Source organism: Caballeronia sp. INML2, from assembly GCF_023631365.1.
Classification (GTDB): Bacteria; Pseudomonadota; Gammaproteobacteria; order Burkholderiales; family Burkholderiaceae; genus Caballeronia; species Caballeronia turbans.
Genome location: NZ_JALQDH010000065.1, coordinates 110,622 through 128,329 on the forward strand (window position 1 = coordinate 110,622; position 17,708 = coordinate 128,329).

Sequence of the window (17,708 nt, forward strand, 5' to 3'; positions counted from 1 at the left end):
GAAAAGCCGAGTATCAGACCGACGCCCGCGCCTCGCGCCGCACTTCCTGCGGCGGCACGCCGAAGCCGCGCATGAACGCCTCGCGCATATGCCGCCGGTCCCGGAAACCCGTTTCCTGCGCAATCGTTTCGAGCGAATGACGGCTCTTTTCGATCATCAGGCGCGCCGCTTCCAGCCGCAAACCCTCGATGGCCTTCGCCGGCGATTGCCCCGTCTCCAGCGTGAACACGCGGCTGAACTGGCGCGGGCTCAGATGCGCCTCGCCCGCGAGCTCCTCGACCGTCAACGGCCGGTTCAGGTTCTTGCGCGCATAGTTCAGCGCGTTCTGGATGCGGTCCGACTTCGGCGCGAGATCCAGCATTTCCGAATGCTGCGACTGGCCGCCCGCGCGCCGCTGATGCATTACGAGCTTGTGCGCGACAGAGCGCGCGATCTCCGCGCCGAGATCCTTTTCCACCATCGCGAGCGCGAGATCGAGGCCGGCCGTCATGCCCGCCGACGTCCAGATCGGCCCATCGACGATGAAGATGCGGTCTTCCTCCACGCGCACATCTGGGAAACGCTGCTGCATCTCCCGCGCGTAGGCCCAGTGCGTAGTCGCGCGGCGGTTTGCGAGCAAGCCCGCTTCGGCCAGCACGAAACCGCCCGTGCAGATGCCCGCGATGCGCCGCGCGCGCTTGCCGGCGCGGCGCAGAAACGTCACGACGTCGGCGGGTGCCGGCGTCATGAGCGGCTCGTTGACGCCCGCCGCGATCCACGTGTCCACTGCGGTACGCGGGGTGATCGGCCGCGTGTTCACCTTCATGCCGAGCGACGAGCGCACTTCGCCGCCCGCCGTCGAATGATTTTCGATGCTGTAGAACGCTTCGCCCGCGGTGATGTTCGCGTACTCGAACACCGATTGCGACGCGAGCGCCATCACCTGAAAGCCTTCGCTCAACAAATAGCCGACGCGATGCATGTCCGTTTATCCGCCTCGATGTCCTGAATCCGTACCTTATACGTCATTTGCGCCACCGTCAAACCGGCCCACAATTCACTCACGCAACCCCACCTTTTCCTGACGGAGTGAAATCATGACGCAACATCTCGGCACGGCGCTCGTCACGGGCGCGTCTTCCGGCATCGGCGCAGTCTATGCGGAACGTCTCGCGCGGCGCGGCTACGACCTCGTTCTCGTCGCCCGCAACCGCGACCGCCTCGCGACGCTCGCCGCGCGGATCACGAACGACACGCGCCGCAGCGTCGAGATTCTCGATGCCGACCTGAACGACCGCAATGCGCTCGCCGCCGTCGAAGCGAAACTGAAGGAAGACGCGAGCATTACGCTGCTCGTGAACAACGCCGGCGTCGGCACGCATACGCCCTTGCTCGACAGCGACGTCGACGCGATGACGCGCATGATCGACCTGAACGTGACCGCGCTCACGCGCCTCACTTACGCGGCGGTGCCCGGCTTCGTCGGGCGCGGCAACGGCGCGGTCATCAATATCGCGTCGATCGTCGGCATCGCGCCGGAAATTCTCAACGGCGTGTACGGCGGCACCAAGGCCTTCGTGCTCGCGTTCAGCCAGTCGTTGCATCGGGAACTGGCGGACAAGGGCGTGCGCATTCAGGCCGTGCTGCCGGGCGCCACGGCCACCGACTTCTGGGAAACGGGCGGCCTGCCGCTCGAAAACCTCGACAAGGCGATCGTCATGTCGGCGGGCGATCTGGTCGATGCGGCGCTCGTCGGCTTCGATCGCGGCGAGCTCGTGACGATTCCGTCGCTGCACGACGGCGCGAAGTGGGACGCGTATGAAGCCGCGCGGCAGGCGATGGCGCCCGAGCTTTCCACGGACACGCCGGCTGCGCGTTACGCGGCGTGAGGCGTGAATCCGCGCGCGGCGCGGGCGTGCACATGACGCGCGGCATCGCCACCGGTCTTTACGCCGGCGAACCGTGTCGCCGACGCGCCGCTCGCGAGATCGAACGGGTTCAATGCGGTGCCGCGCAGTGAAGGCGGCGCCCATGCAGCGGCCACGTTCGCAGGCGAGCGACGCGCGCGCACCGATCCGGGCGGTCGGTCCATGAAACGGGAGGAGGAACGCGCATACGGTATCTGCCCAGTCTCCCGCTACTTCTGATGCACATGCAGCGCGGCATGCAGAGTGGCGCGAAGCTCGATCAGATCGAGGCGAAGCTGCGCAGTGTAGGTATCGACGTCTTCCGCCCAGCTTTCCGATTCCCGCAGCAACGCGCGCAGTTCCTGGCACTCGTCGACCATCATCGACGGACCGAGCACCGTCAGGCCGCCCGCGAGCTTGTGCGCCCAGGCGCGCAGCTTGCGCGCGTCCTCGCGCTTGCAGATGTCGTCGAGCGCGACGATGTCTTCCTCGATCTGCGCGAGGAAGTCGGACACATACGCCGCCGGGATCTGCGGGAAGCGCGAAGGAAGATCATCGTCTTCCTGGCGATCGCTTCCGCCAGGCGCGTCCGTATCCGCCGCTGCATTCGATTCGACCGGGCCGACCGTTTGCAACACGCCCGCCAGCACGGCGAGCGGAACGGGCTTCGTCAGATAGTCGGTGAAGCCGCGCGCGCGCCCTCGTTCGACATCCTGCGCGCTCGGGCTCGCGCTGATCGCGTAGATACGCATGGCCGGATCGAGCGCACGGGCCGCGGCGAGCAGTTCCGCGCCGGACATCTTCGGCATGTCCATGTCGGTCAGCACGATATCCACGCGATGCTTGCGCAGCAGTTCGAGCGCCTCTTCGCCGTCGTGCGCCTCGAGCACGGATGCCCCGAGCGTGAGAAGCTGATCGCGCAGGAGGCCGCGATTCAGACGGTTGTCTTCCGCGATCACGACGACCGGCCCGGTCTTGCGCGCATTCGGCGAAGGCAGCGCCGCGCCGGTAGCCGGGCGTGCGGACGCGCGCTGCCGCCCCTCGATGGCCGCGACCGCATCCCTGAAACCCTTGAGGCTGAAGATGCTGACTTCGAGCACGCCGTCGGCCCAATGCACGGGCACGAGCGGGCCGTTCTGCGTCATGCGGATGACGCGCGCCTCGTCTTTCCACACCGCCTGAATCTCCTGCTCGCTGAACTCGTCGGTGACAATCAGATACTCGCAGCCCTTGGCGAGCGCCGCGTCAGGATGCGTCATGTACGTGACGGACGCGCGATCCGGATCGTAGAGATTCTCGAACCATTCGCGATATTCGCTCGCGCGGCAGAGAATGGCCGCCTTGCCTTCGAGCAGTGCGGCGTCGCCGCTTCCCGGCGATTCGTCGGCGAGAAGCGGCAGCGACACCTGGATGCGCGTGCCGACGCCTTCGGTGCTGTCGAGCGAAATCTTCCCTTTCATCAACTCGCAAAGCCGCACGCAGATCGAGAGACCGAGCCCCGTTCCGCGCGCCTGCGTGAGGCGATGCGCGTCGCCCTGCATGAACGGCTGAAAGAGCTTCTCGCGCTGCGATTCCGGGATGCCGATGCCCGAGTCCGCGACGCTCAGTTCCAGCGCGCCGCTCACCCATCGGGCGCGCACGACGACTTTTCCGGAATACGTGAACTTGAGCGCGTTGCCGAGCAGGTTGTTCAGAATCTGCGAGACGCGAATCGGATCGAAGAAGAGCTTTCCGGGACACGCGCGGTCGATCACGACGAACAGCCGCAAGCCCTGCCGGTTCGCGAGCGGCGCATGCGCGACCATCACGCGCACGACGAGCTCGCGTATCGAGCCCCATTCCTCCGAGAGCCGCATTTCGCCGATATCCATCTTCGAGAAGTCGAGGACATCGTTCACGACATGCAGCAGCGCGCTCGCCGACGCCTGCATCGCCTGCACGCGCGCTTCCTGCTCCGCGGCGAGCGGCCCCAGCGCGACCAGTTCCAGATTCCCGACGAGCGACGACAGCGGCGTGCGGATCTCGTGGCTCATCGCGGCGAAGAAGCTGAGCTTGGCTTTCGCGGCGGCGTCGCTGGTTTCCTTCGCGCTGCGCAACAGGCGCTCGACTTCGTGTTGCTCGGAGATGTCGGCGATCGCGCAGAACAGCACGCTGGTCTTGTTGACGACGGCCGACGCGTACGACACCTTGAGATGCAGCGCGTCGCCGCCCGATTTATGCAGCGTGTACTGGATTTGCTGGATCATCGCCTCGCGCCCCTCTTGCGCCGGCGCGATGCCTGCCGCCACGAAAGCCTCGCTGAGGCCGGCGGGCAGCCGCATCGGGGAGGCATCGGTCAGGTCGAACAGCGAACGCGCCACCTGATTGGCCGCGATGAGGCTGAAATCGTCTTTCAATGCGATGCACAAGCCCACGGGCGTCGCATGGGCCAGCAGATGGTTCAGTATTTCGCCTTCGACCGCGCGGCAGGCCTGCTCGTACGAGCGGGTAAGGAAACGAAAATTCCAGTAGCGGTACATCGCGAGCAACATGGCGGTGAGCGCCCCCGTGACGATGAGCAGGATCGTCAGTTGCACGCGCTTCGCGGCCAGCTCGGTCGCGAGCGGAAGCGCGACGACGATATGTCCGATGCCCAGCGCAAGCATGTCGAGTCTCGCGCCCCAACCTCTGCCGAGCCACTGATACACGCCGGCTTGCGCTTTCGCGAGCCGCCCGTTGACGTAGCGCAGGTACTCCGTATCGTCGCCGGCGAGCACGCGATTCTCGTTATCGAAGATGGCGATCTGTGATTCCAGCAGATCCGACGTCGACTCGCGCAGCACGTGGTCGAGCGTGACCCGTGTGAAGACGAGCGCATAAGGCGTCTCGTCGCGCGCCACCACCATGAACATGATGACAGTCGGCTTTGGGAAGCCGAGCGACGCCGGGGCGACGAACCACATGACGCGCCGCATGCGGGCGGCGTCGAACGGCGCGATGCCGCGCGTGTTCATGTAGATCTTTGCGAAGGTTGCGAGCGCGGCGAGTCTCTCGGGCGGCGCGACCTTGTCGTCGGTATCGGCGAAAAATCCAAAGCCAGACGAGGCGGTGCCGTCGAAGTCCGAGAACTGCAATATCGGCTTCGTGCTTTCCTCGGGGATCATCTGATGCGCTGCCTGGCACGCGGCGGCGAGCGCCTGGTCTTCCCGGCCGGACGGATAGGCCTTGCATCGAGGGTTGTCGGGCGCCTGGAGCACGCCGCTCGTCGGCTCGGTCGCGCCGACATCCAGCATCAGGGCGCCCAGCGTAAGCATGTTGTACCGGCTGAATATGTTGACGTTCGCGCCGCGCATTGCCGCCTGCGCGATTTCCTCTTCGTTCTTCAGCGACGACGTCAACATGAAGAACCCGGTGACGCCCGCTCCGCAGACTGCGGTGAAAATCAGCAGGCCCACCGCGACTGCGAAGATGCGCCGCTCCCGTCTGAGGTTGCTTTCGAGCATCCGCAGCATATGCAGAGGAGAATTCTGCGATGCGGCGAAAAAGCGCTCCATCAGGCCAGTCCCATCCTCGCGGCATACCTGACGAGGTCTACGTGATTCTCCACATGCAGCTTGCGCATGGCGGAACGCTTCTGGGTGGCGACCGTCGGCACCGAACGGTTCAGCGTCCGTGCGATTTCAGTCACGGAAAGCCCCTGCGCGAACAGCCGCACGACTTCCAGCTCGCGCGGCGAAAGCGGCTGCTCGCGCGCGAGGTCCTTCGTCGTCGAGCCTTCGCGCGCGAGACGGAGCTGGATCTTCGGTGAGAAGATCGTCTCTTTCGTGGCGAGCGCGCGCAGGCTGATCCGCGCAAGCTCGCTCGGCGGCTCTTCCTTGCTGACGATAGCCGCGACGCCGAGCTTGCACAACTCATGGAACATGCCGCCGCTTGCCATCATCGTGAGGACGACGAGCGGGACATCGGGATGCGAGCGGCGCAGCATGCTCACGAGCCGCAAGCCGTCGAGTTCGACTTCCTCGTCGCCCTGCATGACGAGATCGGTGATGACGAGATCGGCCGGCTCTTTATCGAGCACGCGGATCAACTCCGCGCCCGAGTTCACCGTAGCCGTGATGACGAAGCCGGGAAGCTTCGAGAACTGGTCGGAGACGGCCATGAGAACGATGGGATGGTCATCCGCCAGCACGACGCGAACCGTGCCCGTGTGCGCACTCATGGACACACCGCTCGCGGCGTCTTCGATAATTGATTCAGAAGTCGAAACAGACGCGCTGCTCGACGCGATCGATGCAACAGACGAACGGAACAGTGCATTGACGCGCCCCCCGACCCGGCTGGAATAGAATGAGTATGTCTTAGGATACCGGGATTCGAATTCAAAGACTAGCGCTGAGCCTCGCATGTGCGCGAGCCCGCCGGACTCCAGAGCCGCATGGTTCATTTCCGGCCTTCACAGTAAACGTTGCAGGTGAAACAGCCAAGGCGCAGGCGCTTGGCACTAGAGCGGCACAGGCTGCAATTCGGCTTTGCGCCTTTCCATGGCTCGCCGCACGCATCGGATGCATCGTCCGCTTGCTGCGTGGTTCGGGCGAAATGATGCAGCGGCATCGACATGACACGGGAACTCGCGCGCTTTCTGGTTTCACTGCCTCCGGCGACGAGCATGCAGGTGATCACGAGCATCGATCCGATAACGATGGCCGCGATCAGCACCAATATCATCCACTCCGACGTTTTCAGGCAGAGCGCGGCGACGATGACGAACGACATGCCGACGAACATCGAAATCAAGAGCGCCGATGCGAATCCCGCTGCTTCACTACACTTCCGGAAGGCGTGGCTGATCGAATCTAAAACGAGCATAAGGGCACCTGGCTAGCAATGCGGCGTGCAAAGGATGACGCGACCGTCTCCCGATCAGCGATGCATTGCGCGTCGAAGCGCAGCCGCCACCGGCATCGCGCACACGAGGCCTTGCGTCAACGCCTTGGTCTGGATCGCATCACTGTAGTCAAACGCGACAGGACCATGTATCGAACAATGTCGATAACGTGCGGCACCGCGAGGCACACACCGTTTCGATCGTCGAAACCGTCCCGCTTTAAAAAAAAAACCGCCTGGATAAGGCGGCAATCTGGGCCGAAGCAAGGTCGGATGTCCTGACGGGGCGGCGCGCGAAAGGTTCGACACGCGACGCGCCTTTCCCGAGCTTTACCGCTTGCCTTCATTTTCAAACGTCGAGGACGCAGCAGCTATAGATGGAATTCGATTCGCGACGAACGCCATCGCGCGCTCAGTTAAACCGCATGCCGAGCCACAAGTGCGTCATCACGCCGAGCGCGAGCCCCATCAGACGGCCGACGAACATGGCGTCGAGGGCGGGCTCGCGATCATGGAAAGAGCGGCGCGGGTTCCTGCGCCCCGCCGTCAGCGCGGGCCGCGCGAATACGATGCACGTTGCCCCCGCTATGCCGATCAACGCGCGCTGCGGGGCCGTACACGCGCTGCACGCACGGTGAACGAAGTCGGCAAGCCAAAGCAGCACGCCCGTTGCAAGCATGAAGTTGCAGACGAAGCTCGCGAAAACGCGGCCGACAGAAACGCGTTCCTTCATGCGGCCTCGCGCGATGCGTTCTCGTCCAGCAGACACCGCAAGTGTCCGCCGATGCGCGCGACGACTTCCGACCAGTCGCAACCGAAGCGGCGGCGGAACAGGCGCATCGTCGGATACCAGGGGCTGTCTTCACGCGTGTAGTGCCAGCGCCAGTCGCCATAGGACGGCAACATCAGCCACACCGGTTTGCCCATCGCGCCCGCGACGTGCGCAACCGACGTATCGACGGTCAGCACGAGATCGAGTGCCGCGATCACGCTCGCCGTTTCCGCCATCGTGTTGAGATGCGCGCCCACGTCGTGGAAGTTCCCGCGCTGCTCCGCGTACTCAGCGGCCTCGTCGGCGCCCGCGCCCTTCTGCAGGCTGAAGAATTCGATGCCGTCTACCTTGAAGAGATCGTTCAGCACGGCAAGCGACGGGAGCGAGCGGCTGGCGTCGTTCTCGTGCGTCGGGTTGCCCTTGAATACGATGCCGACCTTCAGCTTCCCGGGCGCGACCTCGGGCAGCTTCGATGCAACGGCTTCCGGCGCACGCAGATAAGGCACGGTCGGCGGCAGCGCATCGAGTTCGAGCGGCAGTTGCGCGGGAATCGCGTGCGGGAACACCCAGTAATCGATTCCTGACAGGTTCGCCGCGTCCCGCACGTCTACGACATCGCCGGCATCGAGCGACGCTTCGTAAAGCTCGACGAGCGGCGCCTGACACACGACGACCACGCGCTTCGCGCCGCAACGCTCGCGCATGATCTTCGCGAAGCGCAGAAAGAAGATCTCGTCGCCGAGGCCGAACTCGCTCCAGATGGCGATGGACTTGCCGCTCAACGATTCGCCCTTCCACTCCGGCACGTCGCGCGGAGGCTGCGTGGTGGTGCGGCGTTTCCATCCCAGCGGGCCCATCAGCGCTTCTCGGAGAGCGAAGCCTTCGTGCAGCTTGCCTCGCGCGATGAGGTGCAATGCTTCGTAAAGACGCGGCAAATGTTCGCCGGGCAGGCGCTCCACGCACTGCTTCCATATCGCGTCGGCATGCTCGGGCGCATCCCAGCGCAGCAGCGCCAACATCGCCTGATGGTAGATGTCGAAGCGGTACGGATACTGGCGCACCGCTGCCTGCGCCGCGGCGATGGCATCGCGGGCGTTGCGCGCGTGCCCGATCGCGTGCTTCAGCGCTTGCGGCGTGGCCACTGCGCGCTTGCGCAGCACGATTTCGATGACGCATTCGGCATGACTGTCGGCGGTCTGGTCGGCGTCGCGTCTGGCGGCATCGAAGTGGTCGCGCACGAGCGCGATACGTTCGCAATCCGCCACGGGCGACATCGCCTGCACCATGTCGAGCACGTTCACCGATCGCGGCAGCATCTTCTCGGCCTTGTGGATCGTGAAGCTCGCCTTGTGCGCGCTGTTGAAGCGGTTCGGCCAGACGCCCTTGCCGTAGAGATCTTCGTCCGGCACGGTCACGATGACATGGCCGCCCGGCTTCACGAGTTCGAGCCAGCGCGCGAGCGCCTTGTGAGGATTCTGCTGCCCGGCCAGCACGTGACTGGCATGCAGGAAATCGAACGCCGCTTCGTCGGCTCCGCTCATCGACGACAGATCGCCCTTCGTGGCGGACCATGACGTCACGTTGCGCAAACGCGGAAAGACGTGTGCATGCGATGCGAGGGAATCATCGGCGCTGCAGATGTCGATGCCGTCGCCCACGAAATAGTGCTGGATGAATGCCGGTTCGCGCGAACGGCGCAGACTTGCCTTGCTGGTTTCTTTCATGTTTACCTCACTTCGCTTCGGTTACCGCAACGCGTGCCTGGGCACCATGCAGATTTTTCAACAGCGCCTGAATGCGCTCGCCGAGAATCTCGGGACGTCCCTTGAAAATCAGCTTCTCGATGGCTTTTTTGCCTGCGAGCGTCCGCGCGAGATCGCGCCGCTCGCTTTCGTTTTCGATGAGGCGCAGCGCCGCCGCCTTGTAGTCTTGCGTCGTGCCGGCGATGGTCCATTCCGGAAAGCCGAGACGGCGGAACATGCCTTCGTCGATGTGCTCGTGCACTTCGCGCCCCGTCTTGCATACGCCGACGAGCCCCGCCCACACCGTGTCCACGATGCCGTTCGTGTTGCCGAACGGGAACGGGTTCAGGAACATGTCGCAACCCGCGATCACCTTCATGTAGCTCGCGTAGTCCTGATGCTTGTGCACCACGGCCTTGTCGCCCATCAGGCGGTGCACGAGGTTGCGCACCTGCGGGAACGTGAGGCCCGTCGCCTGACCGACGAGAAAGTGAAACTCGACAGGCACCGGCGCTTCATTGGCGATCTCCGCGCACGTTTGCAGGAAGCCGGGATTGAGCTTGATGGTCGTGCCCGCGACAGCGATCTTCACGGGGTCGGCCTTGAGGCGCTTGCGCTTGGGCAGATCGAGTTCGAGCATCGCCGCAGGCGGACGATACGGCATGCCGTCCGAAGGCAGCTTGAGCAGCTTCTCGCTGAAGCACGCTTCGTCGCCTACGTAGTCTTCTTCGACGACCACGTAGTCCATCGCATGACCGTGCGTCGTCGCGGGATGACCGAGCGCCATCATCTGCAGGGGCGCGACGCGCAGGCACGCCAGCGCCATCGTGGTCGGGAACATGCCGACGCTCGGCATGTACATCGCCTGAGCCTGACGCGCTTCGCTCACTTCGCGCACCTGGCGCACGTGCTCCCACAGATTGGCGCCCGCGAGCGGAATGAATTCGTCGAATACTTCGCGGCCTGTTTCGTCGACGCGGCCTTCATAGCCCATGCCGACGAGATGAAACTTGTCGCGCATCGCCACCATCGTCTGCGAGTGCGTGCGATAGATCGAATGATTCTTCGAGAACCATTCGAGCACGACGAGCAGCACGGGCTTGTCGTCCCTGGCGGCCGGTTGCGCAGCGCGTTCGACATCGTGAATGCCGAGGTTCGCGAGCTTGCTGCGAATCAGCGTATTGATGGGCTTCTTGATGTCGTGCTTGCCCGGCAGGTCCGCATAGCTGCAATGCATGTACATGTCGTGCAGCACGCCGAACGGGAGCATGTCGATGCTCTCGATCTGGTCGAGCTTGCCGGGCAGCCAGCGCAGCAGCATTTCGCGCTTCTGATGCGCGGCGGGCGTGCCGAGAAAGCGCGAGGACATGATGGTCGTCGCGAGACTCGCCGTGGCGATCTTGTCGTGATTCCAGAGAACGTCCCAGTCGAGCCGCACTTCGGACTCGGGCGTGTAGAACAACTGGAACTTGCGCATGTCGCCGGCGCGCAGTTGCACGGAGTGCCGCGCTTCTTCGTCGAGACCGAGCGTGCGGAGAATGTGATCGGCGTTGCGGAACGGACTCGCCGCGAAGAGGCCCGCGAGCCAGCGCTGAAACACCTGCGCCTGACGGATGCCGACGTCGGACAGCTGAAAGTCCGGATCGCTCATCAGCGCCGTGATGGCCGACGTGATCCGCGTGAGCAGGTGGTCATCCATGATGATCGCCGCTTCCGAGGACTGCGCCCAGCTATCTACGTTCATGAGAAGGCCGTAGTTCTCGTCGATTCTCGCGAGCAACTTCAACAGCTCACGGCCAGCGGCTTCCTTTTCGCGGCGATAGCGAGGTACTCGAACTTGTTGATGCTGAATTGCATGATTCCGTTCCGGTTGTTACTGCACATGAGGTTCGCCCGCTGGCCTCGCGCCAGAGCGGACCGCGCGATCAGTGGTTCCAGGTGACCGAGAGCCAGTACTGCGTCGGCTTCTTGCCGGGCTCCACCCATGAGGTCTCGGAGAAGCGATACGGTCGCGATACGGACGCGGACACCGTCGCGCCGAAGGGCGTCAGCCAGTCGACGCTCACGCCGTAGCCGGCGAGCACGCGGTTGTTGGTCACGCCGTCCACGCCGGGATACGTGGTCTCCCATCCATCCCACGGCGAGTGATTCACGCGCCCATACGCGAAGTCGCTGAAGACGCCCAGCTGAATCTGATGGCCGGTTGCAACGGGGATGCGTTGATAGAGGCCGACGCTCGCGACGACACCTTCATCGGCGGAACCTTCGTCGGCGCGGTAGGCGCGTACGGCGTCGGGACCGGCAAGGCCGAGTTTCTCGCTCGCGTCCAGATTGCGGCTCGCGAGCTGACCGGTGACGCGGCCCGAAACAAAGGTGTTGCCGCTCTTCGAAAGCGCGAAGGTGCCGAAGTCCGTGGTGGTCAGTTTTGCGTAGTTGCCCGCGCGCTGCGTGATCGGGTCCGAGGGATCGTCGTTGCGTTGATGCCCGAACGTCAGCGCGATCTGCCCCGCCGCGAGATTGGTGCGCAGGGCGCGGGCGCGTTCGCCGTTATCCGCGGTCAGCGAGAGCTGCACCGAATCGAGCTTGCTGTGTGACGTTGCGCCGAAATCCTTGAAGTCCGTCGAGGTCTGACTGTGCAGCAGCGATGCGCCGCCCCACACGTTGGCGTCGAGGCCGCGCGCGAACGGATACTGCACGCCGGCCTGCCCCGTCGTCGCCACGCCCTTGACCGGCGTTCCCGCGTTGATGAAATATTGCTGACGCGTGACGCCGCCGGTCATGCGCAGGCCGTCATCGAAGATCGGCGCGCTACCCGTCAGGGCGCCCGTCCACATTTTCTTGTCCGTGCTGGTGATCGTGAACGCATAGGCGTCGCCGGCGCCGAACAGATTGTTCGCCGATGCCGTCACGCCCATCCGGTACGTCCCCGTCGATTCGACACCCTTGTTGTCGAGGATCAGATCGACCTGGGCGGGCTTGCCGTTCTGCGCGATGTTGAACACGACATCGACTTCGCCGGTGCTCGCGCCCCGCGAGAAACGCGGCGCGCCGTCGATCGCGACGCCGGGAACGTCCTGCAGCAGTTGCGTCGCACGCTCGAGCCGCGATGTGCGCAACAGGCACGCGCCCTCCACGCCGTCACTGCCGCATAGCGCATGCGTGATGAGCCGTTGCAGCCGCGCATCCGCGACGCGCGATTTGTTGTTGACGACGATGTGGCGGATACGCCCCGGAAACACCGTGAATTGCGCCTGGGCGCCCTTCTGTGCTGCGCGCCAGTCGGCATCCGTCATCAGCACCAGAGCGAGCGGAAAGCCGCTCTGACGCAATGACGCGGTGAGCACGTCCGACCAGCGATCGACTTCCTTCAACGTGCCCGGCGCATCGCCGAGCTTCCTGATATCCGCGGCGACCAGTTGCTTCACCAGCAGCGCATCGGCACCTTGCGCCGGCACCACCTTCACGCTCACGCCGCTTTCGCTCGCCGCCGTGTCTGCCTTGACGGGCATCGCCTTCTGAACCACCGCTTCTGCATCGGTGACTTCCGATGCCATCACGCGCTCCGCACCCGCCATGCCAGCCAGCACCACCGATCCGACACACACCAGGCGGCGGGCCGCTTCCGCAATCTCGTTCATCTTCAACATCACACGTATCCTTGCATTGAACCAAAACGCCTGAACGTCGCGTCTGGTTCATCAACCTTTGTCCGCGTATCGTTCTCAGAACAAAGGTTAAGGATTGAGGTGCTTTGATCGAATAGAACAAGTTCTAAAGTACCGTCCAGCAGGGCTGAAACGCTGCATTTCGATGCTGCTTTCACCCGCAGGCACGCTTCGAATGCAAAGAACCCGGCGCGATGGCCGGGTTCCTGATTCCTCGATGCGACTGACGCGTTCGTTTATGCGAGCGCTTCGGCACGCTCGGCTTGTTTGACGTTGCCGCTTCGCAGTTGCGCTTGCCAGAGCGCCTGCATGCGCTCGCCGAGAATCTCCGGCCGGCCCTTGAAAATGAGCTTTTCGATAGCCTGCGGTCCCGCGAGCTTCGCGGCCAGTTCATTGCGCTCGTCGGCGTTCCCGATCAGGCGCAACGCCGCAGCCTTGTACTCTTCGGTGGTCCTGGCGACCATCCATTCGGGAAAGCCCAGGCGGCGGAACATGCCTTCGTCGATGTGTTCGTGCACTTCGCGCCCCGTCTTGCACACACCGACGAGCCCCGCCCACACCGTGTCCACGATGCCGTTCGTGTTACCGAACGGGAACGGATTGAGGAACATGTCGCAGCCGGAGATCACCTTCATGTAGCTGCCGTAGTTCTGGTGCTTGTGAACCGTCGCCTTGTCGCCCATCAGGCGGCGCACGAGATTGCGCACCTGCGGATAAATGAGGCCGTTGGCCTGCCCCATGAGAAAGTGGAAATGCACCGGCACTTTCGACTCCCGCGCGATCTCCGCGCACGTGTTCAGGAAGCCGGGGTTCTGCTTGATGGTCGTGCCGGCCACGGCGATCTTCACGACGCCGTCCGGAGCCTGCTTCGGCGGCAATTCGAGTTCGAGCAGCGCCGCAGGCGCACGATACGGCATGCCGTCCGAGGGCAGCTTCAGCAGTTTTTCGCTGAAGCACGCTTCGTCACCGACGTAATCTTCCTCGACGACGACATAGTCCATTGCATGACCGTGCGTCGTGGCCGGATGACCGAGGGCCATCATCTGCAGCGGTGCGACGCGCAAACATGCCAGCACCATCGTGATCGGGAACATGCCGACGCTCGGCATGTACATCATCTGGGCATTGCGCTCTTCGCTCGTCTGGCGAACATGCTTGGCGACCTCCCAGAGGTTTGCGCCTTGCAGCGGGATGAACTCGTGGAACACTTCCTTGCCCGCATCATCGACACGGCCTTCATAGCCCATGCCGACGAGATGGAACTTGTCGCGCATCGCCACCATCGTCTGCGAATGCGTGCGATAGATCGAGTGATTCTTCGAGAACCATTCGAGCACGACGAGCAGCACGGGTTTTTCGCCCTGTTCGACCGCTTGCGCACGGCGTTCGACATCGTGGATGCCGAGGCTCGCGAGCTTGCGGCGAACCAGCGTATTGATGGGCTTCTTGATGTCGTGCTTGCCCGGCAGGTCGGCATAGCTGCAGTGCATGTACATGTCGTGGAAAACGCCCATCGGCAGCACGTCGACGCTTTCGACTTCGGCAAGACGCTCGGGCAGCCAGCTCAGCAGCATCTCACGCTTGGCGTGTGCGGAAGGCGTCGCGAGAAAGCGCGAGGACATGATCGTCGTGGCCATGCTGGCCGTCATCACCTTGTCGTGCTTCCAGAGCAGGTCCCAGTCGAGGCGAACTTCCGACTCCGGCAGATAAAAAAGCTGGAACTTGCGAAACTCATTGTTGCGCAGTTCGAGGGAATTGCGCGATTCCTCGTTCGCGCTGAGCGAACGGAGGATGTGGTCCGCGTTGCGGAACGAGCTGGCGGCGAACAGCGCGGCGAGCCATCGCTGAAACAGCATCAGTTTGCCGATGCCGTGGTCTGAAATAGTGAATTTCGGATCGGACGCCAGTGCCGTGATCGCGGAAGTGAGGCGCGTGAGCAGGTGGTCGTCCATGATGTCGCGCGCTTCGGCGGATTGCGCCCACGTGTCGACGTCCATGAGAACACCGTAATTCTGGTCGATCTTGTTGAGCAGTTCGAGAAGCATGCGACTCGCCTTCTCGTATTCGCGGCGATAACAGAGGTGTTCAAACTTTGCGATGCTGAATTTCATCTTTCGGTTCCTGGTCGTTTGTTCCGATGCGCCTCTGGCCGCTGTTTCGCTCGTGCCTCGCGACTGCCTGGCGCTGACAAGGAGAAGATTAAGGTTTCGACCGGACCTCACGAATAGAAGAAGTTCTAATTTCGCGGCGCGAATGTCGCGAGCGGGCACAAAAAAGCCCGGCGCAAAGGCCGGGCTCGATACTGCGTAAAACGGGCGATGCATCGTTTCTCATGCAAGGAAACGCTGCCCCGCCCCGATTCACACGACGAGCGTGCTACTGCTCGTCGTGCGCATCATCAGGCGCGTCCGCCCGCTTCGGCCACGGTGGAATGACCATGAACCGCCATGCCCGGCTTGAGCCAGCCATGCGACTTGACGACATACGGCTTGCCGTCCTTCACGCCGCTCTCCGTGTAGAAGTATTCGCGCGTGTTCATGTTCACCGACAGGTCCGCCTTGGTCTGCTTCTTGTCGTCTTCGAACGCGTAGTGCTTCACGCCGTCCGCGCCGTCACGATATTGCATGTGACGCGACAGTAGGCCCGCGCGGGTCAGCAGATCGACATCCGCCGTCTCGGTGGTCAGGTCGATCGAGACTTGCTCGACGGTTGCATCCGTCCAGAAAGCCGCGTCGCCCAGTTCCATCGTCAGCGGTTGCGCTTCGTCCAGATACATGTGCATCGCGCTTTCGTAGATCAGGTACGACAGACCCCCTGCCAGACCGACACCGCCGACAATGGCCGCCGCCGTGCCGCCCGCCGAACTGCCCGAGCCGCCGTGAGCATCGGTGTTGCCACCGTTGTCCGTGCCACCGCCGTTAGCGCCGCCGTTATCCCCACCATTCGTGCCGCCGTTGTTGCCACCGTTCGCGCCACCGTTGGTGCCACTGTCGGTGCCGCCGTTTTGGTTCTGGCCGCCGCTACCCGTATGCCTGATATCGCCGTTGTCGATCACGTTCACCGTACCGTTGCCGTCGGTGTTGTACGTGCCGTTGTCGTCGATCACGCCCTGGCCGTTGGTCGAATTGCCCGAGATGTTCGTCGTGCCGTTGTCCGAGGTGTTGATCGTGCCATCGTTGATCACGCCCGTGCCGTTGGTCGAGTTACCCGAGATATTCGTCGTGCCGTTGTCGGTCGTATTGATCGACGCGTTCGGCTCGATCCACGTGCCGTTGCCACTGGTCGAGTTACCGTCGATGTTGGTCGAACCGTTGCCGCTCGTGTTGATCGAGCCGTTGATGTCCGTGCCGTCACCGTTGGTCGAATTGCCCGAGATATTCGTCGTGCCATTGTCGGTCGTGTTGATCGAACCGTCGTCGATCACGCCCGTGCCGTTGGTCGAGTTACCCGAGATATTCGTCGTGCCGTTGTCGGTCGTGTTGATCGACGCGTTCGGCTCGATCACCGTGCCGTTGCCATTGGTCGAATTACCGTCGATGTTGGTCGAACCGTTACCGCTCGTGTTGATCGAGCCGTTGATGTCCGTGCCGTCACCGTTGGTCGAATTGCCCGAGATGTTCGTCGTGCCATTGTCGGTCGTGTTGATCGAACCGTCGTCGATCACGCCCGTGCCATTGGTCGAGTTACCCGAGATATTCGTCGTGCCGTTGTTCGTCGAGTTCCCGCTGATGTCAACAGCACCGAGCCGTCTTCGGCCTTGATCGTGCCGCTGTTTTCCACCAGCGCGTTGGCCGTCGCATTGGTCAGCGTCAACTGGATGCCTTGGCCGTTGGGCAGCGCCACCGTCGCGCTATCGCCCGCGGCGAGTACCACTTGGCCGCCTTGCGCGGTCGTGATCGAGCCGCTGTTGCGCACCTGATCACCCATCAGCGTGACAAAGCCCTGCGCCTGAATCGTGCCGTCGTTGACGACGCTCGCGTTCGTGCCCGTCGAGCTCAGTTGCAGCGGGCCGCCCGCCATGAACTGATTTGCATCGATCGACTTGGTCGTCGCCAGCAACGAACCCACGTTGACGATCGCGCCCTTGCCGAACAGCACGCCATTCGCGTTCTGGATCAGCACCTGACCGTTGGCGAGCAGCGAGCCCTGAATGTTCGATGCACCGCCGCCCGTCACGCGATTGAGCGCCTGCGACTGCGCGTTCGGCTGATTGAACTGCACCGTGTTGCCGCTGCCGATATTGAACGAGTTCCAGTCGATCACGGTACGCTGCGTACCCTGATTGATGGTCATCGTATTCGAACCCTGCGAGATCGACGCCTGACCGGCCGTGACCTGGCCGCCCGTCGGCAACGCTTGCGCGAAGCTCACGCCGGGCTGCGTCGCCAGAATCGCGACGGCGAACGCGGTCATCGCGGATACGACGCCGAGCGCGCCTTCATCCGAAGCGGCGCCGGAAGCCGCGCCTTCGCCCGGCGTCTTGCCCTGGCTGACCACGTCTTCCGCGACCGCCACCAACATACCAAGTCGCTTGCTGAAGACGCGACGAAACCGATTCTTGTTCATAAGAAAGACAAAGATTAATGAGAGATGAGACGTCCCGCGTTGATGATTCAACGGCGGTCCAATACGCTTCAGATGGATGAGCCACGGAAAGGACTGAGCGATCTGGCAACCCGGATTCGACGCCGCCTTCGAAGTCTGCTGGCAAGCCTCGACTGTCATCGACGCGGCTCAGCTGGCTCACTGCGCAAGCCGGGACGCCTTTACCGAATCCTCG

At 63.2% G+C, this 17,708-nt stretch carries 13 protein-coding genes; 1 reads left to right on the top strand and 12 read right to left on the bottom strand.

Going from position 1 to position 17,708, the window contains the following annotated elements; all coding sequences use genetic code 11:
* Nucleotides 1-13: 13 nt before the first annotated feature.
* Entirely contained in the window at nucleotides 14-961 is a 948-nt protein-coding gene (locus NCT32_RS23260; RefSeq protein WP_061117242.1) for a GlxA family transcriptional regulator, read from the bottom strand.
* Nucleotides 962-1,076: 115 nt separating this feature from the next.
* Between NCT32_RS23260 and NCT32_RS23265 the strand changes: the two genes are divergently transcribed.
* Nucleotides 1,077-1,868 carry an SDR family oxidoreductase gene (locus NCT32_RS23265; protein WP_061117243.1) on the top strand — a complete coding sequence of 264 codons (792 nt, stop codon included), beginning with the start codon at nucleotides 1,077-1,079 and terminating at the stop codon, nucleotides 1,866-1,868.
* Here the strand turns inward: NCT32_RS23265 and NCT32_RS23270 are convergent.
* From NCT32_RS23270 to NCT32_RS23320, 11 genes are all read right to left on the bottom strand, one after another.
* Nucleotides 1,856-2,071 (bottom strand): hypothetical protein, encoded by a 216-nt coding sequence (locus NCT32_RS23270; RefSeq protein ID WP_143756299.1) that lies wholly within the window; start codon nucleotides 2,069-2,071, stop codon nucleotides 1,856-1,858. The two genes, NCT32_RS23265 and NCT32_RS23270, sit on opposite strands and share 13 nt — an antisense overlap.
* 45 nt (nucleotides 2,072-2,116) lie before the next feature.
* Complete coding sequence (locus NCT32_RS23275) at nucleotides 2,117-5,419, bottom strand: hybrid sensor histidine kinase/response regulator (protein WP_061117245.1); 3,303 nt, start codon at nucleotides 5,417-5,419, stop codon at nucleotides 2,117-2,119.
* Nucleotides 5,419-6,084, bottom strand: a complete 666-nt coding sequence (locus NCT32_RS23280) for a response regulator transcription factor (protein ID WP_061117246.1) — start codon at nucleotides 6,082-6,084, stop codon at nucleotides 5,419-5,421. Before NCT32_RS23280 ends, NCT32_RS23275 begins: the two co-directional genes overlap by 1 nt.
* Nucleotides 6,085-6,305: 221 nt before the next feature.
* Nucleotides 6,306-6,731, bottom strand: a complete 426-nt coding sequence (locus NCT32_RS23285; protein WP_143756300.1) for a hypothetical protein — start codon at nucleotides 6,729-6,731, stop codon at nucleotides 6,306-6,308.
* Nucleotides 6,732-7,161: 430 nt separating this feature from the next.
* Nucleotides 7,162-7,482: a hypothetical protein gene (locus tag NCT32_RS23290; RefSeq protein WP_061117248.1), complete on the bottom strand. Its 321-nt coding sequence runs from the start codon at nucleotides 7,480-7,482 to the stop codon at nucleotides 7,162-7,164.
* On the bottom strand, nucleotides 7,479-9,245 hold the full coding sequence (locus tag NCT32_RS23295; protein WP_061117249.1) for a methyltransferase domain-containing protein: 1,767 nt from the start codon (nucleotides 9,243-9,245) through the stop codon (nucleotides 7,479-7,481). Before NCT32_RS23295 ends, NCT32_RS23290 begins: the two co-directional genes overlap by 4 nt.
* Nucleotides 9,246-9,252: 7 nt before the next feature.
* On the bottom strand, nucleotides 9,253-11,049 hold the full coding sequence (locus tag NCT32_RS23300; protein WP_311768194.1) for a peptide transporter: 1,797 nt from the start codon (nucleotides 11,047-11,049) through the stop codon (nucleotides 9,253-9,255).
* 139 nt (nucleotides 11,050-11,188) lie between these two features.
* On the bottom strand, nucleotides 11,189-12,910 hold the full coding sequence (locus tag NCT32_RS23305) for a ShlB/FhaC/HecB family hemolysin secretion/activation protein (protein WP_250490563.1): 1,722 nt from the start codon (nucleotides 12,908-12,910) through the stop codon (nucleotides 11,189-11,191).
* A gap of 254 nt (nucleotides 12,911-13,164) precedes the next feature.
* Complete coding sequence (locus NCT32_RS23310; protein ID WP_250490564.1) at nucleotides 13,165-15,039, bottom strand: peptide transporter; 1,875 nt, start codon at nucleotides 15,037-15,039, stop codon at nucleotides 13,165-13,167.
* Nucleotides 15,040-15,326: 287 nt separating this feature from the next.
* On the bottom strand, nucleotides 15,327-16,592 hold the full coding sequence (locus NCT32_RS23315; protein WP_250490565.1) for a hypothetical protein: 1,266 nt from the start codon (nucleotides 16,590-16,592) through the stop codon (nucleotides 15,327-15,329).
* Nucleotides 16,589-17,653 carry a filamentous hemagglutinin N-terminal domain-containing protein gene (locus NCT32_RS23320; RefSeq protein WP_086961682.1) on the bottom strand — a complete coding sequence of 355 codons (1,065 nt, stop codon included), beginning with the start codon at nucleotides 17,651-17,653 and terminating at the stop codon, nucleotides 16,589-16,591. The genes NCT32_RS23315 and NCT32_RS23320 overlap by 4 nt, the downstream gene beginning before the upstream one ends.
* Nucleotides 17,654-17,708: the final 55 nt, after the last annotated feature.